Source organism: Thiohalobacter sp. IOR34 (genome assembly GCF_030406045.1).
GTDB lineage: Bacteria > Pseudomonadota > Gammaproteobacteria > Thiohalobacterales > Thiohalobacteraceae.
This window is the reverse complement of the sequence record NZ_CP128988.1, coordinates 681,242-705,182: the sequence shown is the minus strand read 5'-3', so window position 1 is coordinate 705,182 and position 23,941 is coordinate 681,242. Positions and strand designations below refer to the sequence as shown.

At 67.2% G+C, this 23,941-nt stretch carries 21 protein-coding genes; 3 read left to right on the top strand and 18 right to left on the bottom strand.

Annotated features, from left to right (window positions below):
- Positions 1 to 49: 49 nt before the first annotated feature.
- From rlmD to cysM, 5 genes are all read right to left on the bottom strand, one after another.
- Positions 50 to 1,375, bottom strand: a complete 1,326-nt coding sequence (gene rlmD / locus QVG61_RS03395) for a 23S rRNA (uracil(1939)-C(5))-methyltransferase RlmD (RefSeq protein ID WP_289931921.1) — start codon at positions 1,373 to 1,375, stop codon at positions 50 to 52.
- A 4-nt stretch (positions 1,376 to 1,379) separates the two neighbouring features.
- Entirely contained in the window at positions 1,380 to 2,153 is a 774-nt protein-coding gene (locus tag QVG61_RS03390; protein WP_289931920.1) for a 3'-5' exonuclease, read from the bottom strand.
- A gap of 95 nt (positions 2,154 to 2,248) precedes the next feature.
- Positions 2,249 to 2,866 (bottom strand): YdbL family protein, encoded by a 618-nt coding sequence (locus tag QVG61_RS03385; protein ID WP_354671177.1) that lies wholly within the window; start codon positions 2,864 to 2,866, stop codon positions 2,249 to 2,251.
- 39 nt (positions 2,867 to 2,905) lie between these two features.
- Positions 2,906 to 4,960 (bottom strand): hypothetical protein, encoded by a 2,055-nt coding sequence (locus QVG61_RS03380; RefSeq protein WP_289931919.1) that lies wholly within the window; start codon positions 4,958 to 4,960, stop codon positions 2,906 to 2,908.
- Between the two features lie 3 nt (positions 4,961 to 4,963).
- The gene (gene cysM / locus QVG61_RS03375) at positions 4,964 to 5,854 is read right to left on the bottom strand and encodes a cysteine synthase CysM (protein ID WP_289931918.1); all 891 of its coding nucleotides are present in this window, start codon (positions 5,852 to 5,854) and stop codon (positions 4,964 to 4,966) included.
- A gap of 213 nt (positions 5,855 to 6,067) precedes the next feature.
- Between cysM and QVG61_RS03370 the strand changes: the two genes are divergently transcribed.
- From QVG61_RS03370 to QVG61_RS03360, 3 genes are read left to right on the top strand one after another with little or no spacing between them, the layout of a single operon-like run.
- Positions 6,068 to 8,176, top strand: a complete 2,109-nt coding sequence (locus tag QVG61_RS03370; protein WP_289931917.1) for a TonB-dependent receptor — start codon at positions 6,068 to 6,070, stop codon at positions 8,174 to 8,176.
- Between the two features lie 20 nt (positions 8,177 to 8,196).
- A complete protein-coding gene (locus QVG61_RS03365; protein WP_289931916.1) occupies positions 8,197 to 9,159 on the top strand; it encodes an ABC transporter substrate binding protein in 963 nt (320 codons plus the stop codon).
- Complete coding sequence (locus QVG61_RS03360) at positions 9,156 to 11,870, top strand: ATP-binding protein (RefSeq protein ID WP_289931915.1); 2,715 nt, start codon at positions 9,156 to 9,158, stop codon at positions 11,868 to 11,870. The genes QVG61_RS03365 and QVG61_RS03360 overlap by 4 nt, the downstream gene beginning before the upstream one ends.
- A 1,244-nt stretch (positions 11,871 to 13,114) precedes the next feature.
- Here the strand turns inward: QVG61_RS03360 and acpS are convergent.
- From acpS to rpoE, 13 genes are all read right to left on the bottom strand, one after another.
- On the bottom strand, positions 13,115 to 13,504 hold the full coding sequence (gene acpS, locus QVG61_RS03355; protein WP_289931914.1) for a holo-ACP synthase: 390 nt from the start codon (positions 13,502 to 13,504) through the stop codon (positions 13,115 to 13,117).
- A gap of 79 nt (positions 13,505 to 13,583) precedes the next feature.
- On the bottom strand, positions 13,584 to 14,303 hold the full coding sequence (gene recO / locus QVG61_RS03350; RefSeq protein ID WP_289931913.1) for a DNA repair protein RecO: 720 nt from the start codon (positions 14,301 to 14,303) through the stop codon (positions 13,584 to 13,586).
- Complete coding sequence (era, locus tag QVG61_RS03345; RefSeq protein ID WP_289931912.1) at positions 14,300 to 15,205, bottom strand: GTPase Era; 906 nt, start codon at positions 15,203 to 15,205, stop codon at positions 14,300 to 14,302. Before era ends, recO begins: the two co-directional genes overlap by 4 nt.
- Positions 15,202 to 15,912 (bottom strand): ribonuclease III, encoded by a 711-nt coding sequence (gene rnc, locus QVG61_RS03340; protein WP_289931911.1) that lies wholly within the window; start codon positions 15,910 to 15,912, stop codon positions 15,202 to 15,204. The genes era and rnc overlap by 4 nt, the downstream gene beginning before the upstream one ends.
- Positions 15,909 to 16,283 carry a DUF4845 domain-containing protein gene (locus tag QVG61_RS03335; RefSeq protein ID WP_289931910.1) on the bottom strand — a complete coding sequence of 125 codons (375 nt, stop codon included), beginning with the start codon at positions 16,281 to 16,283 and terminating at the stop codon, positions 15,909 to 15,911. The genes rnc and QVG61_RS03335 overlap by 4 nt, the downstream gene beginning before the upstream one ends.
- Before the next feature lie 17 nt (positions 16,284 to 16,300).
- Positions 16,301 to 17,110, bottom strand: coding sequence for a signal peptidase I (gene lepB, locus QVG61_RS03330; protein WP_289931909.1), 810 nt, complete (start codon positions 17,108 to 17,110; stop codon positions 16,301 to 16,303).
- A gap of 33 nt (positions 17,111 to 17,143) precedes the next feature.
- Complete coding sequence (lepA, locus tag QVG61_RS03325; RefSeq protein WP_354671176.1) at positions 17,144 to 18,946, bottom strand: translation elongation factor 4; 1,803 nt, start codon at positions 18,944 to 18,946, stop codon at positions 17,144 to 17,146.
- Positions 18,947 to 19,337: 391 nt separating this feature from the next.
- Complete coding sequence (locus tag QVG61_RS03320) at positions 19,338 to 19,580, bottom strand: glutaredoxin family protein (RefSeq protein WP_289931907.1); 243 nt, start codon at positions 19,578 to 19,580, stop codon at positions 19,338 to 19,340.
- A 128-nt stretch (positions 19,581 to 19,708) separates the two neighbouring features.
- On the bottom strand, positions 19,709 to 21,145 hold the full coding sequence (locus tag QVG61_RS03315) for a DegQ family serine endoprotease (RefSeq protein ID WP_289931906.1): 1,437 nt from the start codon (positions 21,143 to 21,145) through the stop codon (positions 19,709 to 19,711).
- A gap of 97 nt (positions 21,146 to 21,242) precedes the next feature.
- Complete coding sequence (locus tag QVG61_RS03310) at positions 21,243 to 21,734, bottom strand: SoxR reducing system RseC family protein (protein ID WP_289931905.1); 492 nt, start codon at positions 21,732 to 21,734, stop codon at positions 21,243 to 21,245.
- Positions 21,731 to 22,705, bottom strand: coding sequence for a MucB/RseB C-terminal domain-containing protein (locus QVG61_RS03305; RefSeq protein ID WP_289931904.1), 975 nt, complete (start codon positions 22,703 to 22,705; stop codon positions 21,731 to 21,733). Before QVG61_RS03305 ends, QVG61_RS03310 begins: the two co-directional genes overlap by 4 nt.
- Before the next feature lie 33 nt (positions 22,706 to 22,738).
- Positions 22,739 to 23,302: a sigma-E factor negative regulatory protein gene (locus QVG61_RS03300; protein ID WP_289931903.1), complete on the bottom strand. Its 564-nt coding sequence runs from the start codon at positions 23,300 to 23,302 to the stop codon at positions 22,739 to 22,741.
- Positions 23,303 to 23,325: 23 nt separating this feature from the next.
- Complete coding sequence (rpoE, locus tag QVG61_RS03295) at positions 23,326 to 23,901, bottom strand: RNA polymerase sigma factor RpoE (protein WP_289931902.1); 576 nt, start codon at positions 23,899 to 23,901, stop codon at positions 23,326 to 23,328.
- Positions 23,902 to 23,941: the final 40 nt, after the last annotated feature.

Below are 23,941 nucleotides of genomic sequence, written 5' to 3'. Positions count from 1 at the left end.
ATCCACAATAATCACTTTCGTGGGTTTCGTGGATTTCGTGGCCATCCCCCTAACGAACGAACAGCGCGATGGACTCGACGTGGGCGGTATGCGGGAACATGTCCATCACCCCGGCGCTGGCCAGCCGGTAGCCGTGTTCCTTCACCAGCAGGCCGGCGTCGCGTGCCAGGGAACCGGGGTGGCAGGAGACATAGACGATCCGCTCCGCACCCAGTCCGGCCAGATGGAGGATCATCGCCTGGGCCCCGCTGCGCGGCGGGTCGAGCAGGATACGATCATAGCCGGCCTTCAGCCAGGGCGCCCCGCCGACGTCCTCCATCAGATCGGCGACATGGAAGTCGACGTTGTCGATGCCGTTGCGCGCCGCGTTGTCGCGGGCGCGCTGCACCAGTCCGGCCTCACCCTCGACACCGGTCACCTGCGCCGCCCGTGTCGCCAGCGGCAAGGTGAAGTTGCCCAGGCCGCAGAACAGGTCCAGCACCCGATGCTCCCCCTCCACGTCCAGAAGATCCAGCGCCCGCTCGACCATGGCGCGGTTGATGTCGCTGTTGATCTGGGTGAAATCGGTGGGCAGGAACTCGAACTCCAGACCGAAGGCCGGCAACCGGTAGCTGAGCCGTGACTGCTCCGGCCAGAGCAGGCTGACGCTGTCCGGCCCCTTGGGCTGCAGATAGATGTGCAGCCCGCTGGCTTCACCGAAGGCACGCAGCCGCTCCAGGTCCGCCTCGCCGGGCGGCTCCAGCACGCGGAACACCAGGGCCCCGAGCTCGTCGCCGAGGGCGACCTCGATCTGCGGCACAGCGGAGGAGATCGACAGCCCCTCGATCAACGCGGCGAGGGCCTCGATGCGCCCGCCGACCGCCGGATGCAGCACTTCGCAGCGGCCGATGTCCGCCACCAGGGAGGAGCCCTTCTCACGGAAGCCGACCAGCACCCGGCCCTTCTTCAGCACGTGCTTGACGCCCAGGCGCGCCTTGCGCCGGTAGCCCCAGTGCGGTCCGCGCAGCGGTTCCAGGACCTGCGCGGGCGCCACGCCGCCGAGCCGGGCGAGGTTCTCCAGCAGCACCGCCTGCTTGGCGATGATCTGCTGCCCGGGGTCCAGGTGCTGCAGGCTGCAACCACCGCAGAGGCCCGCGTGAGGACAGCGTGGCTCGACCCGGTGCGGCGATGGGCGCAGCACCTCCGCCACCCGTCCCTCGTCGTGGCTGCGACGCATCGAGCGGTAGGTGAAGGTGACCTCCTCGCCCGGCAGGGCGCCATCGATGAACACCGCCTTGCCCTCGACATGGGCCACGCCGCGCCCGTCATGCGCCAGGTCGTCGATGTGTGCCGCCACGGCCTCCGTGGGGAGGCGTTTCCTCCTGCGTCGGGCCACGGTTTCAGTCCTCCTGCCAGGCAGCGAGGAATTCGTCGAAGTGCGGTCGCCCCTCGGCGGCCAGGTAGTCGCGCAACCGGCGGCACTCGCTTTCGTACTGCTCGGGCATCAGCTGGCCGCGCATCAGCTGGAAACGCAGGTAGACCAGGTAGGTGTTGAGCACATCGGTCTCGCAGTAGTTGCGGATGCCCTCGATGTCGCCGGCCAGGAAGCTGTCCCAGACCTTCGCCCCGCTCATGCCCATCTTGCCGGGGAAGCCGAGCAGGCTGGCGATCTGGTCCAGCGGGGCGTTGGCCCGTGGCTGGTAGAGGGCGATCAGGTCCATCAGGTCGAGATGCCGGGTATGGTAGCGGCTGATGTAGTTGTTCCACTTGAAGTCGCGGTCGTCACCGCCCATGTCCCAGTAGCGCGGCGCCTGGATCTTGTGGCGCAGGGCCCGGTAGTGCAGCACCGGCAGATCGAAGCCGCCGCCGTTCCAGGAGACCAGCACCGGGGTCTTCTTCTCGATGACGTCGAAGAAGGTCTGTACCAGCTCGCGCTCGTCCGCCTCCGGCGCCCCCAGCGAGGCGACCTTCAGCGACCCCGGACCGGCATAGACCGCGGAAATGGCCACCACCCGGTGCAGGTGCAGGCGCAGGAAGTCGCTGCCGCTCTCCTGCTGGCGAAGGTGGAACATGGCCTTGCCGACGTCCGCGTCGGACAGCCCCTCCAGCCCGTGCAGGCGGCGGCCGGCCTCGACGTCCGGTACGGTCTCGATGTCGAATACGAAGACGTTCATTCGTGTGTGATCTCTCGACCAGGAGTCAGAATGTTTTTTCTCCTGACCTCTGCCCTATGAACTCTGAATTCTGACTTCTGAATTCCCCAAGCCACTCATTTCCGCTTCCAGTTGCCACCGGCGTCCTGGTACCACCAGCCGGACGGCGCCCGCTCGATCCAGCGCCGGGCGAAGGTGGCGCGGATCTCGGCCTCCCACTCGGGGTGGCCATTGGCCCGGGCGATCTCGCGGTACAACGCCTGGCGGTCGCGGTTCTCGTCGCTGACCAGCTGCTGCAGCTGGCGGCGCTCACGCAGCGGCACGGCTCCCAGGTCGCGCACCCGGATCAGGCCGTCGCCGGTCATGCCGACGGCACCGCTCTGGTAATAGGGCGCGAGCCGCGCATGGCGTGCCTCCATGCCGGCGGTGATGGCCTGGATGGCCGGCGTCTGGATGTCGAAGTTGGGCGCAGCCACAGCCGGCGGCACGACCCATTCCAGCACACCGATCAGCAGCGGGCTTGCCTGCCGGGACTGCGGGGACACGGCCTTGTCATCGGCCGGTGGTGTGGCCGGCGCCGGTTGTCCCTCGCTGCCGTACACCTGGTCGATGATGCGGTCCGCCGCCTCCTGGGCCGCGGCGGCGGGGAAATAGACGTTGATGGTCACGCAGCCGGCCAACAGCAGCAGTGCCAGCAGGGCCGGGAAGAATGAATGCCTTGTCGTCTTCATCATGGTCCTCTCTTTACGGGGCGGGCCCCGTTCTCCGGATCCTCAGCGCAGGGTCGGCGCGCCCTCGGTGACCGCGGCCTTCAGCCGCGCCAGCAGGGTCTGCCAGTCGACCCGCTCGGCATAGCCGACGATGTCCAGCCGCGGCGGCAACAGCCGCCCCTGGACGATATAGTAACCGCTGGCGGCCGGCGCCACACCGCGCATCTGGCAGACGCCGTTCTCCAGCCGGCAGCAGAGGCCGAGCCGACGGTACGGAAATTCTTCGAACAGTCCGAGGAAGGTCCGTGACAGGGCGCCGGAGAAACCACCCCCGCCGATGTTGGACAGGGTGTCCACCGCCTGCTGACTGATGCGATGCCGCGAGCGGTCCCCCTCGGGGGTGGCGAAGCAGGCATCGAAGGCGATCGGTTTCCAGGCCAGCATGCGCAGCCCGCGCACCCGGCCATCCAGCCGGCCCTCGATCTTACCAAAGGAGAAGGTGCGGGTGAGGGTCTCCAGATCCAGGCCCTTGATCTCCAGGTCGGCACTCAGCGCCGGCACCCGGCCGAAGGGTCGCTGCAGGCGCAGGTTGCGCAATGTGATGTCGCCGTCGAACACCCGCACCAGAAGCACGCCGCCGACCCTGAGTTCGCCGTCCGCATAACGCACCTCGGGAATCATCCCCGAGAGCTGGCCGGCGAAGGGCGGCCAGTCGAGCGCGCGGCTCACTGCCGTCAGCGACAGGGGGGTGAGCACCCCGTCGAACTGCCAGGCCATACGGGACGTTCCCGGGTGCTCGATGCGCCAGTCGTCGATCAGCAGCGCGCCGTCGAACACCGGGATGCGTGCCGGCGCGGCCAGCTCGAAATGCTGGCCGCGGCTGACCACCGGCAGGCTGGCCGCGCCCAGCTCGATGCGGTAGATCTGGCCGCCGCTCCAGCTGATCTGTGAGCGGTGCCCGGCGCCATCGTCGGCCCAGTCCAGCCGCCCGGCCAGTTGGCGCAGGCCGAAGCGGCCCTGGCGGTCATGCAGATCGAGCCCTTCGAGATCGAGCTGCAGGGCCTGCAGCCGTCCCTCCTGCACCCGCAGCCGGCCGCTGAGGCGGCCGCTGCTCTCCAGATCGCCGCCCAGGGTACCGAACAGCCAGGGCTGGAGATAGGTCCGGTAGGCACCGGGCAGGCGCAGCTCCGCCAGCTCCAGATCCATCGCCGCCAGCGGCCGGGCCTCGCCGGGCCGCCACTCGCCGTGCAGCACGGCGCGCAGCAGCCCCGGCTGATCCAGTTCCAGGCCCTCGACGCTGAGCCGTCCCCCGTCATGCCAGGCGAGGCGCCCGCGCAGCCGCGCCGGATCGGCCTCGAAATCCACGCCCAGCGGATCGAGGTAGAGAAAGCCGCCGTCCACGGCGGCATCGAGGCGGATCTGCCAGCGCCCGCGGCCGCGCCGCAAGCGGGCCTCGAACCGGCCGCCAAGCTGCTCCGCGGCCTGGGTGCTGTCCGGGTTGCTGAATCCCAGGCCGTGCGGCACCAGCTGCAGGCGCAGCCACTGCAGGCGGCCGGCCGGCGCGGCGAGCTCTGCCTGCAGATCGAGGCGGCCGGAGGCACTGTAATCGAGCGTTTGGCCGAGCCGGCGGGCCAGCGCCAGCAGCCGGTCGGCATCCAGCCGCCGCCCCTCGAGCTGCAGCTCCCAGCCCGCCGGCCGGTAGTCGAGGCGCAGGTCGAGCCGGCCACCGGCGAAGTCCGCGGCCCTCAGCCGGAGCCGCAGCCGGCCGCTGACGGTCTGGTAGTCGACCTCGACGCGCGCCGCCGGCAGCAGGCCGTCGGCCCCTTGCAGGCGTCCCCGGGGGCAGGCATAGCCATCCACCTGCAGCACCACCTCCGGGCAGTCGAGGCGCAGATCACGCAGTTCCTGGTCCAGCGCCGACAGGCGCAACCGGTCGATATGCAGCCGGCCGCCAAGGCGGGCGTCGCTGCCGAACCCGAGCTGCAGATGGATGCCGCGGGCCTGCCAGCCATCGCCGGCCAGCTCGGCAAGGCGCAGATCGACGAGCTGCACGGCCCCTGCCGCAGCGGGGATCAGCAACAGCAGCAGAAGCAGGGAGGGAAAGAGCGGGCGGCGCACCGCTCAGGCGGGAAACACGCCCGTCGACAGATAGCGGTCGCCGCGGTCGCAGATGATGGCCACGATCACCGCGTTCTCCAGCTGCCGGGAGAGGCGCAGCGCCGCCGCCACCGCGCCGCCCGAGGAGATGCCGCAGAAGATACCCTCCTGCGCGGCCAGCGCCCGGGTGGTCTCCTCGGCGGTCTGCTGGTCGACCTCGAGGATGCGATCGACGCGCGCCGCGTCGTAGATGCTGGGCAGGTACTCCTTCGGCCAGCGACGGATACCGGGAATGGAGGCCCCCTCGCTGGGCTGCACGCCGATCACCTGCACGCCCTGGTTGCGCTCCTTCAGATAGCGCGAGGTGCCCATGATGGTGCCGGTGGTGCCCATGGCGCTGACGAAATGGGTGACGCTGCCGTTGGTATCACGCCAGATCTCCGGCCCGGTGGTCTCGTAGTGGGCCAGCGGGTTGTCCGGGTTGCCGAACTGGTCGAGCAGCTTGCCGCGGCCCTCGGCCGCCATCTGCTCGGCGAGGTCGCGCGCTCCTTCCATGCTCGCCTCGCGACTGACCAGCACGATCTCCGCGCCATAGGCCTTCATCACCGCCCGGCGCTCGACACTCATGTTCTCCGGCATGATCAGCACCATGTGGTAACCCTTGATCGCCGCGACCATGGCCAGGGCGATGCCGGTGTTGCCACTGGTCGCCTCGATCAGGGTATCCCCGGGACGGATGTCGCCGCGGGCCTCGGCCTGGCGGATCATGGACAGGGCCGGCCGGTCCTTCACCGAGCCGGCGGGATTGTTGCCCTCCAGCTTGACCAGCAGGCGGTTGGATGTCTCGCCCGGCAGTCTTTGCAGGCGGACCAGGGGGGTGTTGCCGACGAAGGCTTCGAGAGTCGGAAAGTCCATGGCGGGCAGTGTACTGCATCGCCTGGGGCCAACCAACGGCCACCAGCCCGGCGATATTTTGACGGCACTGCCCTTTGCCTGCACCATAGCAGGTGCAGCGCCCGACGCCGGCCGCGGGGGGAAGAACCAACAACAACAGCCCGGGCGGCACCGGTCCCCCAGTCTCAAGGAGAATGCTGCCGAGCGCATCGCCATACCCAGCCGGAGACCCTGATGAAGAAATCGCCGCTTCCCCTGCCCCTGTTGTTGGCCACGACCCTGTGCCTTCTTCCCCCCGCATCCCGCGCCGGCCATGCCCTGCAACTGGCGGAACTGACCGAGGAAGACTACTTTCTGGGCGAGGTGCCGGTGGTGCTGACCGCCACCCGCCTGGCCCAGCCGCAGTACGAGACACCGATCGCCGTGACCATCATCGACCGGGCCATGATCGATGCCAGCGGCGCCCTCGATATCCCCGACCTGCTGCGCCTGGTGCCGGGCTTCCAGGTGGCCCATGCCGACGGCCACACGGTGTCGGCCACCTACCACGGTCTGGCCGACGAGACGGCGCGCCGCATGCAGGTGATGGTCGATGGCCGGCCGGTCTACATCTCGACCCTGGGCGGGGTGTTCTGGACCGACCTGCCACTGGACATCGAGGACATCGACCGCATCGAGGTGATCCGCGGCCCGAACAGCGCCGCCTACGGCGCCAATGCCTTTCTCGGCGCCATCAACATCGTCACCCTGCATCCCGCCCAGGCCGCCGGCACCCGCGCCAAGCTGCTCGCCGGCAACAAGGACACCCAGAAATACTACCTGCGCCATGGCGGCAGCAACGGTCGCCTGGACTATCGGCTGACCCTGGCCAGGCGCCATGACGACGGCTTCAAGAAGTACCTCAACGAGAACAATGGCGTGTACAGCTACCAGCAGCGCTACGACAGCAAGCGCGTCTCGCTGCTCAACTTCCGGGCCGATTACCGGCTGTCCAACCAGGACAAGCTGCAACTCCAGTTCGGTTACAACGGCGGACCGCGCGGCACCGGCGACCCGACCGATGTGACCGACCCGACCCGTGACCGCAAGGTCCAGAGTCATTTCCAGCAACTGAAATGGCACCGCCAGCAGGGTGACAACGAATACAGCCTGCAGATCTACCACAACTACCTGAAGCAGCGCGAAGGCTACAGCACGCCGCTGCTGTCCACCCTGCTCGGCGTCCCCCCCGCGCTGGTCGGCGTGGTCTTCCCCGGCGAACAGGATGAGGCCCTGTCCATCAACAACGGTGTCACCGACCAGCGTCTGGAGGTCGAATTCCAGCACAGCCTGCGGATCAATGGCACCCTGCGCGCCGTCTGGGGGCTTGGCAGCCGCCTCGACCGCAGCCGCGGCGAAGACTGGTTCAACCGCACGGACCGCATCGAGAGCCGCCTGCACCGCCTGTTCGGCAACCTCGAGGTCCAGGCCACCCCCGATCTCACGCTCAACCTGGGGGCCATGCTGGAGAGCAGCTCACTGATCCGCGAGCACATCTCACCCCGCCTGGCCATCAACTACCAGTTCTCCGAACAACACAGCCTGCGCGCCAGTGCCTCGCATGCCCTGCGCATCCCCACCCTCTACGAGGAACGCAACGATGCCGCCTTTCGTTTCAGCACCGGGACGCTCATCGACCAGATCACCTATGGCTCAGCCGACCTCAAGCCGGAACAGCTGACTTCCCTGGAAATCGGCTATCTGGGGCATCTGCCGGCCTATCGGCTGAACCTCGATCTCAAGCTCTTCCACGACCGGATGCGCGACCGCATCACCACCGTCAAGGACAAGGCCTTTCCGGAACCGGATCTGGACGGCGATGGCCGCACCAATGCCCTGGTCTCGGTCAACTCGGGTGAACTCACCGTCAACGGCTTCGAGGCGGCGATCAGCTACCGGCCCTCGCTGCGCACCATGGTGGTCTTCAACTACGCCTATGCCCATGCCAAGGGGTGGGCCCTGAATGCCATCAACAACCCCTTCAATCCCTGGGACGTGGAGAACCTGCAGGACGACGTGCCGACCCTTACCCGCAGCCTGTTCGTGATGCACCGCCTGCCCCATGCGGTGGACGTCAGCGCCCTCTACTACAAGATCAGCGCCATGAAGTGGCTGGGCGACGGCGACAAGCTGGGCGACCAGGACCGTCTCGACCTGCGCATCGCCAAGCAGTTCCGGGCAGGCGGCAGCCGTTCCACCCTGGCCCTGGTGGTACAGAACGCACTGGACGAATACCGGGATTTCCGCGATGAGAACATCTTCGACACCCGCGTCTATGCGGAACTCGGCATCGACCTGAACTGAAGACGGACGCCAACCCCGCCATGAGTCCCTGGAGCACGCGCTCTGCCCGCCGCCTGCGGCCGCCCGCCCTGGCCGTGCTGTGCCTGCTGCTCTGCGGCCTGGCCCATGCCGGCCAGGCGCTGGCCCAGGACATCTGGGTTCTGCTCAGTCACGACAACGGCCCCTACACCGAGGTGGCGGACGCCCTGCGTGAACATCTGGCTCCACAGGCACGGCTGCGCATCGCCCGGCTGGACAACGCCCGGGGGCGACCGGACCAGCCGCCAGGCAATCCGCAACTGGTGATCAGCGTCGGCACCCGGGCCACCCACTGGGCCCTGCAGCACACCCCGCCGGTCCCGCTGCTCAGCGTGCTGATCCCCCGCCAGGCCTATCGCCGGCTGACCGCCGACCATGTCGGACCGGCACGCCAGAACAGCGCCATCTTCCTCGATCAGCCGGTCCGCCGCCGCCTCAACCTGTTGCAGCTCATCCTCCCTGCCAGCCAGCGCATCGGCATCCTGACCGCGGGGGATGAGGCCGATCCGGAACTGCTGCAACTGCTCGAACAGCGCCGACTGCAGGCGGTGGTCATCGATATCGACGATCCCCGACGCCTGATCGACAGACTCGGCAACGTGCTCGACGACATCGACGTGCTGTTCGCCATGCCCGAACCCCGGATCTTCAATCGCCGCACCATCAAGCCGATCCTGCTCACCACCTTCCGCTTCCGCGTGCCGGTGATCGGCTTTTCCCGCGCCTATGTGCGCGCCGGAGCGCTGGCTGCCAGCTACTCCACCGGCCTGCAGATCGGCCGGCAGGCAGCCGAATGGGTCCGTGAGCTGAGCGAGGGGAAGAGAGCGTCACTTCCGCCCCCGGCCTACCCGAGATACTTCTCGGTCAGCGTCAACCGCCAGGTGGCCCGTTCGCTGGGGATCAGCCTCCCCCATGAGCAGCGGCTTCTGGAACGTCTGAGGAAACTTGAGGAAGGGACCCCATGATCCTGCCCCGGGGAATCCGCAACCGCATCCTGCTCGCGGCATTGCTGCCGGCTGTGACCATCGCCGCCGTGCTTGGCAGCTACTTCGCCCACACCCGCATCGAGGATCTCAATGCCGCCCTGCGAGACCGTGGTCAGGCGGTTGCCGAGCAGCTCGCGGCGGCGGCCGAATACGGCGTGTTCATCCGCTACCGACAGCTGCTCAATGGCCTGGCGGAGGCCGCGCTCAAGGATCCGGACGTGATCCGCATCCGCATCTACGACAGCAACCGGACGCTGCTGGCCGAGGCACAGCGCACCCCGCCACCGGAGGACGACAGCCAGCTGCTGCTGTTCCGCGCCGATATCCATGCCAGCGACATCTCCATCGGCGATTTCGGTGCCGAGGAGGACGCCGGCCAGAACCTGCAGACGAAACCCATCGGCCAGGTGGAGATCTCGCTCTCCAATGCCGCCACCGAGGCCCGCCAGCTGCAGGCGCTGTTGACCAGCCTGCTGATCACCCTGTCGGTGATCCTCGCCAGCATCCTCTTCGCCCTGAAGATCAGCCGCAGCGTGGCCCAGCCCATCGTCGACCTGACCCGGGTCGTCGAGGCCCTCGGCACGGGCGACCTCAGGGCCCGCGCCGAGGCCCGCTCCACCGGCGAGCTGGGCACCCTGGAACAGGGCATCAATGCCATGGCGGCGGAACTGGAGAACGTTCACGCCGAACTGCAGGAACAGGTGGAACAGGCCACCGCGGACCTGCGCGAGACCCTGGAGGCGGTGGAGATCCAGAACGTCGAACTGGATCTGGCGCGAAAGCGCGCCCTGCAGGCCAGCCGCGACAAGACCGAGTTCCTGGCCAGCATGAGCCACGAGATCCGCACGCCGATGAACGGCCTGCTCGGTTTCGTCGACCTGCTGCTGCGCACGCCACTGAACGAGGAACAGCGCGACTACACCACCACCATCCGCAAGTCCGCCACCAACCTGCTGGTGATCGTCAACGACATCCTCGACCTGTCGAAGATCGAGTCCGGCAAGCTCAGCCTGGAGGTGGCCCCCTTCGACCTGCGTGAAGCGCTGGAAGACAGCGTCGACCTGATGGCGCCGGTCGCCCACCAGAAGGGCCTGGAACTGGTGCTGCTGATCTATGGCGACGTGCCGTTGCAGCTGTACGGCGATTCCAACCGCATCCGCCAGGTGCTGCTCAACCTGGTCGGCAACGCCATCAAATTCACCAGCAGCGGCAGCGTGGTGGTGCGGGTGATGCTGGAGGACGACGCGGACTGCCCCAGCGACCACACCTCGTTGCGCATCAGCATCACCGATACCGGCATCGGCATGACCGACGAACAGCAGTCCCGCCTGTTCCAGGCCTTCAGCCAGGCCGATGCCTCCCTTACCCGCCGCTTCGGTGGCACCGGCCTCGGCCTGTTCATCTCCCGGCGGCTGATCGAACAGATGGGTGGCAGCATCGGTGTCGAGAGCCAGCCGGCGGAAGGCTCGACCTTCTGGTTCACCCTCAAGTGCCCGCTGCAGGCGGAAGGCGAACTGCCGGACGACGAGATCCGGGCCCCGCGCCGGGCGCGGATCCTGCTTTTCGATACCCATCCGCTGGCCCGCCTCGCGGTCCGCCATCCACTGGAAGCCTGGGGGCTGGAGGTGATCGAAATCGAGGACAAGGTACGGCTGCAGGAGGCCGCCGCCCGGGTGGCGGACGGCCGCCTGGATATCGACCTGATTCTGATCGGCCTCTCGTCCCAGACCTCCGATGATCCGCAGATCGCCGAGCTGCTGGCGCTGTTCAAGCCCGACGGCCGGCCGCTGCTGCTGCTGATCAACAGCGTGGAACGCGAGCGCCTGAAGAAGGTGGTGGAACTGGGTGCCGACGCCTGCCTGCCCAAGCCACCGCGGCGCGAGAGCCTGCGCAGCACCCTCTGGCAGTTGCTCGGCTGGGCCGAGCCCGGCAGCGGCGGCTTCGTCGAACGGCGCCGGACACCACGGCCGGAGATGCCGGATCTGCGCGGCGCGCACATCCTGCTGGCCGACGACAACGAGATCAATCGCCGACTGATCACCCTGCAACTGAAGTCGCTGGGGGTCCAGGTCGACAGCGCGGTCGACGGCACAGAGGCGCTGCGCCTCGCCAACCACCGCCGCTACGACCTGATCCTGCTGGATGTGCATATGCCGGGCATGAACGGCGACGAGATCTGCCGCCGGCTGCGCGAGGGAGATGGGCCCAACCGCCGCACCCCGATCATCGCCCTCACCGCCAACATCTTCTCGGGCGACAACGAACGCCTGCGGGGAAGCGGCATCGACGAGGTACTGATCAAACCGGTCTCCGAATACCGGCTATGGGAAGTGATCCGGCGCTGGACCCACCGTCACGCCGGACCGCCCCCAGAGAAGGCAGGACGTCACCAGGAGGTCATAGCGACGCTGCGCGAGGGCCTGCGCCGCGAACTGCCGGAGCAGCGTCTGGCCCTGGTTCAGGCCTATCAGAAGCGGGACTGGGATCTGCTGCAGGCCGAGGCCCACAAGCTGCGCGGCTCCGCCGCCTATTGCCAGCTGGCGCTACTGGAGAAGGCTGCCGCCTCCCTCGAGGAAACCAGCCACGCCGGCAATCCGGCGGCCGTCGAGGCCGCCTTCCATCTCGCCATGCAGGCCATCGACGAGCTTCTGGAAGAAGCCAGGAGCCAAGAGCCAGGAGCCAGGAGCTAGGAGCTAGGAGCTGGAAGTCAGGAGCCAAATCCTGCCGCCTCACGTTGTAGGAGCGGCCTCCAGGCCGCGATTGGCCCCCATGAAGGCCGGGATTCACCACCGGCCGCACCCCATGGCCACCACCGCGGCATCGTGACGGACCGTGCCGCCTCGATCGCGGCCGGGAGGCCGCTCCTACACCTGCCACCACACCCCGTAGGAGCGGCCTCCAGGCCGCGATTGGACCCCATGAAGGCCGGATTCACCACCGGCCGCATCCCATGACCACCACCGCGGCATCGTGACAGGCGGTGCCACCCCGATCGCGGCCGGGAGTCCGCTCCTACACCTGCTGCCACGCCCCGTAGGAGCGGCCTCCAGGCCGCGATTGCCCCCCCCATGAAGGCCGGGATTCACCACCGGCCGCACCCCGACCTCCACCGCGCCATCGTGACAGGCCGTGCCGCCTCGATCGCGGCCGGGACCACCAACTGCCGCCACACGTTGTAGGAGCGGCCTCCAGGCCGCGATTGGACCCCATGAAGGCCGGATTCACCACCGGCCGCACCCCATGGCCACCACCGCGGCATCGTGACGGACTGTGCCGCCTCGATCGCGGCCGGGAGGCCGCTCCTACACCTGCCACCACACCCCGTAGGAGCGGCCTCCAGGCCGCGATTGGCCCCCATGAAGGCCGGGATTCACCACCGGCCACACCCCATGACCACCACCGCGGCATCGTGACGGACCGTGCCGCCTCGATCGCGGCCGGGAGGCCGCTCCTACACCTGCCACCACACCCCGTAGGAGCGGCGTCCACGCCGCGATTGGGTCCCGCAGCAGCCTGGATTCACCACCGGCCGCACCCCATGGCCACCACCGCGGCATCGTGACGGACCGTGCCGCCTCGATCGCGGCCGGGAGGCCGCTCCTACACCTGCCACCACACCCCGTAGGAGCGGCCTCCAGGCCGCGATTGGACCCCATGAAGGCCGGATTCACCACCGGCCGCATCCCATGACCACCACCGCGGCATCGTGACAGGCGGTGCCACCCCGATCGCGGCCGGGAGTCCGCTCCTACACCTGCTGCCACGCCCCGTAGGAGCGGCCTCCAGGCCGCGATTGCCCCCCCATGAAGGCCGGGATTCACCACCGGCCGCACCCCGACCTCCACCGCGCCATCGTGACAGGCCGTGCCACCCCGATCGCGGCCGGGAGGCCGCTCCTACCACTTCATATCTTCTGAATTCTGAATTCTGACTTCTACCCCCCTCCCCCAACCAGCAAGGTCACGAAGGCCAACGCATAATGCCTTTCGTCGGCGATCGAAACGTGCATTTCGCCGATGTCCCGCTGCTCGGCGAACGCCAGTGCCTGGCCGGAAAGCTCGATCCGTGGCCGGCCGAGGGGATCGTGACGGACCGCGATATGGCGCAGGCTGAGGCCATTCCGGAAACCGGTACCAAATGCCTTGGCGACCGCCTCCTTGACCGCAAAGCGGCGGGCCAGGAAATGGGCTGGACTCTGGCTGGCATCGAAGTCGTCGAGTTCGGCCGGACTCAGCACGCGGGCGGCGAAGCGCCGCCCGTGGCGCTCCAGGATGGCCTCGATACGCGCCACCTCGACCAGGTCGGTGCCGATGCCATAGATCATCGGCGGCTCCAAGCGGACGAATTACGGCTTCCAGTGACACATGCAGCCTGCATCGGCGACCCCGGTACCAGCATTATTCTCACTGCCGCCCCATGGCCTGCAGCACCTCGCGCGTCTTCAGCGGGCGGCCACCCAGGTACAGCGCCAGGGCGGCGCGCATCAGGCGCTTGGCGTCAGCCAGCACCGCCGCCTCTTCCAGCCGCCCCTCGTGCAGCGCCAGCAGGCTGGCGCCACTGAACACCAGCCCGCCGCTGCTGCCGGGCGGCACCTCCACCGGGCCGCGCTCCAGCTCGTAGCGGTAGCAGCCCGCCGCCTGCAGCGGCTGCCCGTGCTCTGCCTCCCGGTCGAGCAGCAGGCCATAACCCAAGGCCTCCAGCAGACGCTTCTCGAAACCCCGCAGCGCGGCCTCCAATGCGCCCTCCTGCAACCCCGCCAGGGCGGTTTCATACAGCGCATAGACCTCGGGATGCGGATCCTGGCGCTGCAGCAGACGCAACAACAGTTCGTTCAGATAGAAGCCGGCGAACAGCGCCTGCCCCTGCAGGGCACAGGGCGCGCCGCCGGCCTCGGCGCCGTGCAGGCTGCCCAGTTCGCCGCGCTGCGACCAGGAGAGCAGCAGGGGACGGAAGGGCTGCAGCAGGGCCCGCAACCTGGAACGCGGCCCGCGCCCGCCGCGGGCGACCAGCCCCAGGCGTCCCTGCTCGCGGCTGAACACCTCCAGCAGCAGACTGCTGTCGCGGTAGGCGCGGGCGTGGAGAAGAAAGCCCGGCTGCAGCTCGACCCGCCGCGGCGCACTCATTCCTCGATACCGAGGCTGCGCAGCGCCCGCTCGTCGTCCGCCCAGCCTTCCTTGACCTTGACCCAGAGTTCGAGGAACACCTTGCGCCCGAACAGTCGCTGCATGTCGAGCCGCGCCTCACGGCCCACCTCCTTCAGCAACCGTCCCTGCCGTCCGATGACGATCGACTTGTGGCTCGGGCGCTCGACCCAGATCAGGGCATGGATGCGCAGCAGCTCACCTTCCTCGCGGAACTGTTCGATGGCCACCGTCAGACCGTAGGGCAGCTCCTGGCCAAGCTTGCGGAACAGTTTCTCACGCACCAGCTCGGCGGCCAGGAAACGCTCGCTACGGTCGGTCAACTGGTCCTCGGGGAAGAAGGGCCCGGACTGGGGCAGACGCTGCCGGACCTCATCCTCCAGCGCATCGACATTGTCCCCGCGTGCTGCCGACAGCGGCACCACGGCGGCGAAGGGATAGCGCTGCGAGACCTCCTGCAGATAGGGCAGCAGGCGGGTCTTGTCGCGCAGCCGGTCGACCTTGTTCACGGCCAGGATCACCGGCACCTCCAGTCGCCGGAGCTTGGCCAGCACCATCTCGTCCTCCTCGGTCCAGGCCCCGGCCTCGACCAGGAATACCACCAGATCGACATCGAACAGGGCATCGCTGGCAGCCCGGTTCAACGCCCGGTTCAGCGCCCGCTTCGCCTTGCGGTGCAGGCCCGGGGTATCGACATAGACCACCTGCCAGTCGTCGCCGGTCTTGATACCGAGGATCCGGTGGCGGGTGGTCTGCGGCTTGCGCGAGGTGATGCTGATCTTCTGGCCGAGGATGCGGTTGAGCAGGGTCGACTTGCCGACATTGGGCCGGCCGACCAGAGCGACATAGCCGCAGTGGAAATCCGTCGTCCCATCGCTGCTCATGAACCCTCCTCCTGCTGTGTCGGCGCCGCCTGATCGGCGTCCAGCTCGGCGAGCATCTGCGCCGCCGCCTGCTGCTCGGCGCGCCGCCGGCTGCTGCCACTGGCCAGGGTAAGCCGCTCCAGGGCATCGACCCGGCACTCGACTTCGAAGGTCTGGGCATGGGCCTCGCCATGTACCGCGGCGACCCGGTAGACGGGCAGCGGCAACTGCCGGGCCTGCAGATATTCCTGCAGACGGGTCTTGGGGTCTTTCTCGATGCCGCGTGATGCCGCGGCGGCCAGCCGCCCCCGGAACAGGCGGCGAATGACGCCACGGCAGACCTCGAAGCCGCCATCCAGGTAGAGCGCGCCGAACAGCGCCTCCAGGGCATCGGCGAGAATGGAATCACGCCGGTAACCGCCGCTCTTCAGCTCCCCCGAGCCGAGCTTCAGGCAGTCGCCGAGCGACAGCTCGCGGGCGATCTCGGCCAGGGTCTGCTTGCGCACCAGGCTGGCCCGCAGACGGCTCAGCTCACCTTCCGGGCTGTCCGGAAAACGCCGGTATAGCTCGTCGGCGATCACGTGGCCGAGCACGGCGTCACCCAGGAATTCGAGCCGCTCGTTGTTACGGCTGCCGGCACTGCGATGGGTGAGTGCCTGCTCCAGCAGGGCCGGATCGCGGAACTCGTGGCCCAGCGTCCGGATCAGACGCGCGACGGCAGTCTTCAATTACGGATGATCTCGACTTCTTTTTCGAAGCGGGTGACCGCATCGACGTTACCCATCACCGGCACCCGCACCTCGTACTCCACCCGGACCTTGAGCCGGCCATCTTCCTTGCTGATCCTGATGTCGTCCGCGCTGACGTGTTCAACATCGTTGACCTCGAAACGCCGGTTCAGCAGCTTGCGGATCTCGGTCTTGGGCTTCTGGGTGATGCCCGGTTCGCTGCTCAGGGATTCCAGCGAGGAGGACACCTTGAAGAACTCCAGGTAGTTGGGCATCAGGCGCAGGCTCAGGATGGCAAAGAAACCAATCAGTCCGAGTACGAACAGCCAGCCGATCAGCGTCATCCCCTGTTGTCGGTCGCGTAACTGCATAGCCTTACCTCGCTTGGTCAGTGAATGGTCTGGCCGATGCGCTCCCATACCACACGCTTGTCGGCTGCATCCCAGCTCATCCAGATCATGAACGCCTTGCCCACCAGGTTCGCCTCGGGCACCGGACCGAAGTAGCGACTGTCCCGGCTGTTGTCCCGGTTGTCGCCCATCATGAAATATTGTCCCTCCGGCACCACCGTCTCCCCCTCCACGCCGCGCACCCCCGGTCGCACCAGGATCTCGTGCTCAACGCCGTCCAGGTTCTCGATACGCAGGCTGGCTCCGGTGCTGGCCATGGCTGCGCCGCTGCCAACGTAGCTGCCGACCACCCGCTGTGGCATCAGCTTGCCATTGATATAGAGCTTTTTCTCGTGATAGGCAATGCGGTCACCCGGCAGCCCCACCACTCGCTTGATGTAATCGATGGAGGGATCCTCGGGGTAGCGGAACACCACCACGTCACCGCGCTTGGGCTCACCGAGATCGATGATCTTGGTGTTCAACACCGGCAGGCGGATACCGTAGGCAAACTTGTTGACCAGGATGAAGTCACCCACCAGCAGGGTGGGGATCATCGAGCCACTGGGGATGCGGAACGGCTCGGCCAGGAAGGAGCGCAGCAGCAGGACGATGAAGATGACCGGGAAGAAGGCCTTGGCGTATTCCACCAGCACCGGCTCCTTGAGCGCCGCCTCGCGCTGGCTCTCGTCGGCCGCGGCGGCGGCCCGGGCCCGGCGGCGTGGCGCGAACAGCAGGGTATCGAGCAGCCACAGGCCGCCGGTAATGAGGGTGGCCAGTACCAGGATGAGTGGAAAATCGAAGTTCATATCGTGTCCTGTGTGCGGTGCTCCGGCACCTTGTCATTTCTTGCCCACCTGCAGCACGGCGAGGAACGCCGACTGTGGAATCTCGACCTTACCAAATTGCTTCATGCGTTTCTTGCCCGCCTTCTGCTTCTCCAGCAACTTGCGCTTGCGGGTGATGTCGCCGCCATAGCACTTGGCGGTGACGTTCTTGCGCAGCGCCTTGACGTTGGTGCGGGCGATGATCTGCCCACCGATGGCGGCCTGGATGGCCACGTCGTACATCTGCCGCGGGATCAGCTCCTTCATGGTGCTGGCCAGCTCCCGGCCACGGCTCTGGGCCTGGTCCTGGTGGACGATGAGCGACAGGGCGTCGACCCGCTCGCCGTTGATCAGGATATCCAGCTTGACCAGGCGCGAGGCCTGGAAACGCAGGAACTGGTAGTCGAAGGAGGCATAGCCGCGGCTCACCGACTTCAGCCGGTCGAAGAAGTCCAGCACCACCTCGGCCAGCGGCAGCTCGAAATTGACCGCCACCTGGTTACCGAGATACTGGATGTTCTTCTGCACCCCGCGCTTCTCGATGCACAATCCGATCACCGCGCCCAGGTAGTCCGGCGGCACCAGGATGTTGGCGAGGATGATCGGCTCGCGGATCTCCTCGATCTGGTTCACCGGTGGCAGCTCGGCCGGATTGTCGATCTCCAGCAGCTCGCCCTTGGTGGTCAGCACCTGATAGACCACGGTCGGCGCCGTGGTGATCAGGTCGAGATCGTACTCGCGTTCCAGCCGCTCCTGGACGATCTCCATGTGCAGCATGCCGAGGAAGCCGCAGCGGAAACCGAAGCCCAGGGCACTGGAGGTCTCTGGCTCGAAGTGCAGGGCGGCATCGTTCAGGCGCAGCTTCTGCAGCGCCTCGCGCAGGTCCTCGTAGTCCTCGCTGTTGACCGGGAACAGCCCGGCGAAGACCCGCGGCTGGACCTTCTGGAAGCCGGGCAGCGGCTCTGCGGCCGGCCGCTCGGCGAGGGTCAGGGTATCGCCCACCGGGGCGCCATCGATCTCCTTGATGCCGGCGATGACGTAGCCGACGTCACCGGCCTTGAGCACCCCGGTCTCCAGCCGCTTGGGAGTGAATACCCCGACGCTGTCGACCTGGAACACCCGCCCGGTGGACATCACCTGCATCTTCTGCCGCGACTTCAGCGTACCCTGCACGACCCGCACCAGGGAGATCACGCCCACGTAGCTGTCGAACCAGGAATCGATGATCAGGGCCTGCAACGGCGCTTCGGTATCGCCCTCGGGTGGAGGGATGCGGGCGATGATCGCCTCCAGCACGTCCTCCACGCCCTGCCCGGTCTTGGCACTGGCCTGCACGGCATCATGCGCCTCGATGCCGATGATCTCCTCGATCTCCTGGATCACCCGCTCCGGTTCGGCACTGGGCAGATCGATCTTGTTCAGCACCGGCACCACCTCCAGGCCCTGCTCGATGGCGGTGTAGCAGTTGGCGACACTCTGCGCCTCCACCCCCTGGGCGGCGTCCACCACCAGCAGCGCCCCCTCGCAGGCGGCCAGGGAACGCGACACCTCGTAGGAGAAGTCCACGTGGCCGGGGGTGTCGATCAGGTTCAGGCGATAGGTCTCGCCATCCCGTGCCTTGTAGTCGAGGCTGACACTCTGTGCCTTGATGGTGATGCCGCGCTCGCGTTCCAGGTCCATGGAGTCCAGCACCTGGTCCTCCATCTCGCGCTCGGAAAGGCCGCCGCAGAGCTGGATGAAGCGGTCGGCCAGGGTCGACTTGCCATGGTCGATATGGGCGATGATGGAAAAGTTGCGGATATGGCTCAGATCGGTCACGGACACTCACTCGAAACAGGCCCGCAGATGTCCCGGCACCCCCGGCAATGGCGGCTCAGGGCGGCAAGGGCAGGGAAAGTCACGGGAAAATCAGCGGTATTGCCGGACTAACCCGCATATTGCACGAAGGATTCGAGTTTCAGGGCAAATCTGGCCAAGCAGTTTGTTCGATCGCCCGCCGAAGCATAGCCGTAGCTATGGTTCAAGGGGGATCGGACAGAATGCGACGCCAGATTTGGTCTGAACTCGAATAGGCACAAACCGTAACAGGGCACAATCGCTCGCATAGGGAATTACTGCCTTGATAAATAACGAAAAAAATTACGCTTTCAAGGCCGCCTTCGTGCAATATGCGGGCTAACTCGTTGTCCGGGAAAGGGATTATACACATTCAGGGGCCCTGCAGATAGCGCTGCAGGGCGACCAGGTCGAGGAAGTAGTGACAGATCTCCCGCCCCTCGGCCTCCAGCACCGGCACCCAGCGGCCATAGCGCTCGGCCCAGGCCGGATCGCGGTCGACGTCGTACACCTCGAGCCGGAACCCCGCCTCGGGCTGCAGGCGGCGCAGCTCGGCCTCCATGTCCTGGCACAGATGGCAGTCGGGGCGACCATAGAGCAGCAGTTTCTTCATCATCCTCGCCCTGGCATCGTCATCCGGCCCTGCCACTGCAGTCAAGACTCATTCAGCCAGGCCAGCCCGGGACAACGGTCCGGCGAACGGCGACGACCGAAGCCGCCCCCGCTTGCCGGACCGGTCGACCCTCACTCCTTGGGGATGCGAATGGCCAGGAACAGCGGGCCGCTGCGGCGCTGCACCAGCACCGGCACGGTGCTGCCCGCCCGCGCCGCCTCCACCAGCTGCCGGAAGTGCTCCGGCCCCTTCACCCGCTGGTTGTCGAACATGACGATGACGTCGCCCTGACGGACACCGGCATGACTGGCAGGGCCACTGTCGAGCTTCTCGACCAGCACGCCACCCTCGCCCAGCTCCAGATCCTGGCGCAGCTCGGCGGGCACCTCGGCGGCGACCACGCCGATGCGGTTGCTGCTCACCACATCGTTCTTGCCGCCCTCGGCCTCGGCCACCTTCTCGTCCTCCAGCTCACCCAGGGTCACGTACAGGGTGCGCCGCTTGCCGTTGCGCAGCACCTCGACCGGCACCTTCTTGCCGACCGGCGTGCTGCCGACGATCGGCGGCAGGTTGCTGGAGGTGATCACCTTCTTGCCACCGAACTTGAGGATGATGTCGCCGACCTGGATACCGGCCTTCTCCGCCGGGCTGTCCGGCACCACCCTGGAGACCAGGGCACCCTGCGGCTTGTGCATGCCGAAGGATTCCGCCAGCTCACGGGTCACGTCCTGGATCAGCACGCCCAGCCAGCCGCGGCTGACCTTGCCCTTGGTCTTCAGCTGCCGGGCCACGTCCAGCGCCACCTCGATGGGGATGGCGAAGGACAGCCCCATGTAGCCGCCGGTGCGGCTGTAGATCTGCGAGTTCACGCCGACCACCTCGCCATCCATGTTGAACAGCGGGCCGCCAGAGTTGCCGGGATTGATGGCCACGTCGGTCTGGATGAAGGGCACGTAGTTCTCCCGCGGCAGGGCACGGCCCTTGGCGCTGACGATGCCGGCGGTGGCGGAACGCTCGAAGCCGAAGGGCGAGCCGATGGCCAGCACCCATTCACCCACCTTGAGATTCTCGGACTTGCCAAAGCGCGCCACCGGCAGGCCCTTGGCATCGACCTTGAGCAGGGCGATGTCGCTGCGCGCATCGGTACCGACCAGCTTGGCCACATACTCGTCGCGGTTGCTGAGACGGACCACGATCTCCGTCGCGTCCTTGACCACGTGGTTGTTGGTCAGGATGTAGCCGTCCTCGGAGATGATGAAGCCGGAGCCCAGGGACTTGGCCTCCTGCTCCTCCATGGGGCCCTCCCCCTCGCCGAAGAAGTGCTTGAACAGATCGCCGAAGGGACTGCCCTCGGGCAGGTCCGGGATCTCCATCCCCGGCGGCAGACCGCCGATTTTGGGATGCTTGATCTTCTGCGTGGTGCTGATGTTGACCACCACGTCGGCATTCTGCTCGAACAGCTCCGAGAAGTCCGGCAGACTGCGCGCCTCGGCCAGCACCGAGCCCAGCAGGACCCAGACCGTGACCAGCCAGACCAGGGCGCCCTTCGTCATCCACTGCTGTTTCATAGCTTCTCCTGTAAAACGTGTTGCGATATCCAATGATTCTCGAGATTCGTGACCCGGCGGAAGCGCCCCGCCGTCACCGGCAGAGGGAGGCAGCCCCTCACGAGGAACGGGACAGCCGCTGCAGGGGGATCGCGACCTGCCGGCTGACGCGACGCAGGACCACCGGCTGGAAACGCGCATCGTCGCGGATCCGGCGGGAAAAGCGCTGTACCCAACGGAGGCCGGCGAGGAAACCGAACACCCCGCCGAGCATGGCGGGCCACTCGGCAGCCGGCGCAAACAGCCGTGAGGCCAGCAGCTCACCGAGCAGGCCACCGCCGATGAGGCCGAGCAGGGGCAGCAGGTAGACGGCCAGGGAACCGCGCAGCAGACCCGCCTCGGGGATACCGATCACCACCGGATCACCCGGCCGCGCATGGCCGCGGTTCAGGGCCCGCAGCCGACCCGGCCTGCCGCCCATCAGCCGTCCCAGCACCCGGGTGCCGCAACCGGCCTTGGCGGCGCAGCTGCCGCAGCTGCTCTGCCGCCGGGTCTCGACCCAGGCAAAGTCGCCGTCGACGGCGAGTACGGTGCCCTGTTCCTCGATCATGGGGTAGCCGCCAGGCGCCGCACCGATTCCCCGACCCGCTGCACCGTCAGCGCCGGCAACTCGCCGACCACGGTGATCTGATGCCCGTCCACCATCACCCCCATGGCGTTCACCGCCCCCATGCTGGACAAGCCCTCCAGGTGTTCATGCGAGCGCCCCGCCTGTTCCACGTAGACCGAGAGAGTCGCCAGGCCATCGCTGTAGACCAGGTGCTCGACCCGGCCGTGACCGGTGGGCATCCCGTGCAGCGAATGGTGCATCAGTTCGAAGCCGGGCGGCAGCCAGGCCACCGTCCAGCTCGGTTCGGTCTTCTCTTCCTCCTCGCGGATGCGGCCGGGGTCCGCCCCGTCACCGAGGCGCACGAAACCCTCGCCACTCAGCGAGGGCAGCAGTTCCCTGTCCTCGATACGCTCCACCACCTCGATGGCGGTGAACATCATCCGTTCGATGGGACTGCCCTCGGCATCCAGGCGCTCGAAACGCAACGGCAGATGACTGGCCTCGTCCACCCAGACGCGGTATCCGTAACGGTAGCGGTCACGGGGGCGCACCGCCACCACCATGCAGGGGCGGCCGGCCACCCGGTCCGCACCGATCAGCAGAAAGTCGTAGTTGGCCTTGAGTCGTTGCGGATCACCGGGAAAGTCACGCGGCAGAAGGTCATGTGGCAGATTGGTATCGACCATCACCTCCCGGCTGTCGGGCAGGATGCAGGTCACCCCCTGCCGGTCGCGGATCACCTCCCGCGCCGCCCCGCTGAGGGCCAGCAGGCGCTGCTCGCCACCCTCCGGCCCGGCGCGGTGCACCAGACGCATCGCCTCCAGGCTGGCCGGCGTGGCGTAGACGAAGGTGCCGCGATAGTTCAGTTCGTGGACCGCGCGCGCCATCTGCTGCAACCATTGCACCGCATCCGCCGCCATGGCCCAGGCGGGCGCCAGCAGTGCCAGGCAAAGCAGGATTCTCGAAGGCATCACGGTCTGTCGTCGGCCCATCCGGTAGGTTTTCTATCTTTGCTGCTGAAGGGGCCGCTGGCTGGCGTAGCCGACGATCCGCACATGAGGCGACATGGCCGGCAGGCCGCTGCGCGCCGCGTATTCGTTGTGATTGACCAGGTACTGGTTGAGTTCCTCACCGAGCTGCGGCCGCTTGACGTCCCAGCGGGTGCCGGCGACACGCCGATACTGATCCGCCGCGGGCATCGTGGCCTCGGCCAGCTGGCCACCGGCAGAGGGCAGGGCCGCCTCCCGGTCCTGCAGGGCGAGCACGGCGACCACCGCCACCGAGGCCGCCACCGCCGCACCGGCCAGGGGGCGCAACAGCCGGCCGAGCCCTGCGCGGCCATGGTGCGCCGGCTCCGCCTCGAGTTCGGCCATCACCCGCCCGGCCAGGCCGAGATCGACCTGTTCCGGCAGCTGGTTGCGCAGGGCGTCGCTGATCAGCTGATAGTGGGTCCACTGCGCCCTGAGCGCCGGATCACGTTCCAGCCGGGCCAGCAACATGTCCTGTTCGGCCTCCGGCAACTGATCGTCGACCAGTGCCGATACCTGTTCTGAGATCTTGTCGTTCATGGTCGCTCGCTCCACGCCCTGATTCACTCCAGCAACGGCCGGAGTCTGTTCTCGATCGCCTCGCGCGCCCGGAAGATGCGGGAACGCACCGTGCCGATCGGGCAGTCCATGGCATTGGCGATCTCTTCGTAGCTGAGCCCTTCCAGCTCCCGCAGGGTGATGGCGGTCCGCAGGTCCTCGGGCAGGGCCTCTATGGCATCGTTGATCGTCTGTCCGATCTCGTCCTTGAGCACCATGTGCTCGGGGGTGCCGTATTCCTTGAGACCGGACTCACCCTCGAAATGTTCCGCATCGCTGACATCGATGTCCTCGGCGGGCGGCCGGCGGCCCTGCGCCACCAGGTAGTTCTTGGCCGTATTGATGGCGATCCGGTACAGCCAGGTGTAGAAGGCACTGTCGCCGCGAAAGGAGGGCAGCGCACGATAGGCCTTGATGAAGGCCTCCTGGGCAACGTCTAGGGCGTCGGCGGGATTGTGGACATAGCGGGTGACCAGTTGAACGATCTTGTGCTGGTACTTGCGGACCAGCAGATCGAAGGCCCGCTTGTCACCCTGCTGGACACGTTTGACCAGCAGTTGATCCGCGCTTTTTTCGCTCATCCGTCATTGCCCGCCTCTGCCGGGATTGCCTGCCGCCCGC

Bases quoted from the DNA above. Each gene is read 5' to 3' on its own strand.
- recO (WP_289931913.1), bottom strand. From the start codon at position 14,303: ATGAGTGCGCCGCGGCGGGTCGAGCTGCAGCCGGGCTTTCTTCTCCAC.
- QVG61_RS03385 (WP_354671177.1), bottom strand. From the start codon at position 2,866: ATGATGAAGACGACAAGGCATTCATTCTTCCCGGCCCTGCTGGCACTG.
- era (WP_289931912.1), bottom strand. From the start codon at position 15,205: ATGAGCAGCGATGGGACGACGGATTTCCACTGCGGCTATGTCGCTCTG.
- acpS (WP_289931914.1), bottom strand. From the start codon at position 13,504: ATGATCTATGGCATCGGCACCGACCTGGTCGAGGTGGCGCGTATCGAG.
- QVG61_RS03335 (WP_289931910.1), bottom strand. From the start codon at position 16,283: ATGCAGTTACGCGACCGACAACAGGGGATGACGCTGATCGGCTGGCTG.
- QVG61_RS03315 (WP_289931906.1), bottom strand. From the start codon at position 21,145: ATGAAACAGCAGTGGATGACGAAGGGCGCCCTGGTCTGGCTGGTCACG.
- QVG61_RS03390 (WP_289931920.1), bottom strand. From the start codon at position 2,153: ATGAACGTCTTCGTATTCGACATCGAGACCGTACCGGACGTCGAGGCC.
- QVG61_RS03365 (WP_289931916.1), top strand. From the start codon at position 8,197: ATGAGTCCCTGGAGCACGCGCTCTGCCCGCCGCCTGCGGCCGCCCGCC.
- rpoE (WP_289931902.1), bottom strand. From the start codon at position 23,901: ATGAGCGAAAAAAGCGCGGATCAACTGCTGGTCAAACGTGTCCAGCAG.
- QVG61_RS03305 (WP_289931904.1), bottom strand. From the start codon at position 22,705: ATGCCTTCGAGAATCCTGCTTTGCCTGGCACTGCTGGCGCCCGCCTGG.
- QVG61_RS03310 (WP_289931905.1), bottom strand. From the start codon at position 21,734: ATGATCGAGGAACAGGGCACCGTACTCGCCGTCGACGGCGACTTTGCC.
- QVG61_RS03370 (WP_289931917.1), top strand. From the start codon at position 6,068: ATGAAGAAATCGCCGCTTCCCCTGCCCCTGTTGTTGGCCACGACCCTG.
- cysM (WP_289931918.1), bottom strand. From the start codon at position 5,854: ATGGACTTTCCGACTCTCGAAGCCTTCGTCGGCAACACCCCCCTGGTC.
- QVG61_RS03360 (WP_289931915.1), top strand. From the start codon at position 9,156: ATGATCCTGCCCCGGGGAATCCGCAACCGCATCCTGCTCGCGGCATTG.
- QVG61_RS03320 (WP_289931907.1), bottom strand. From the start codon at position 19,580: ATGATGAAGAAACTGCTGCTCTATGGTCGCCCCGACTGCCATCTGTGC.
- QVG61_RS03300 (WP_289931903.1), bottom strand. From the start codon at position 23,302: ATGAACGACAAGATCTCAGAACAGGTATCGGCACTGGTCGACGATCAG.
- lepB (WP_289931909.1), bottom strand. From the start codon at position 17,110: ATGAACTTCGATTTTCCACTCATCCTGGTACTGGCCACCCTCATTACC.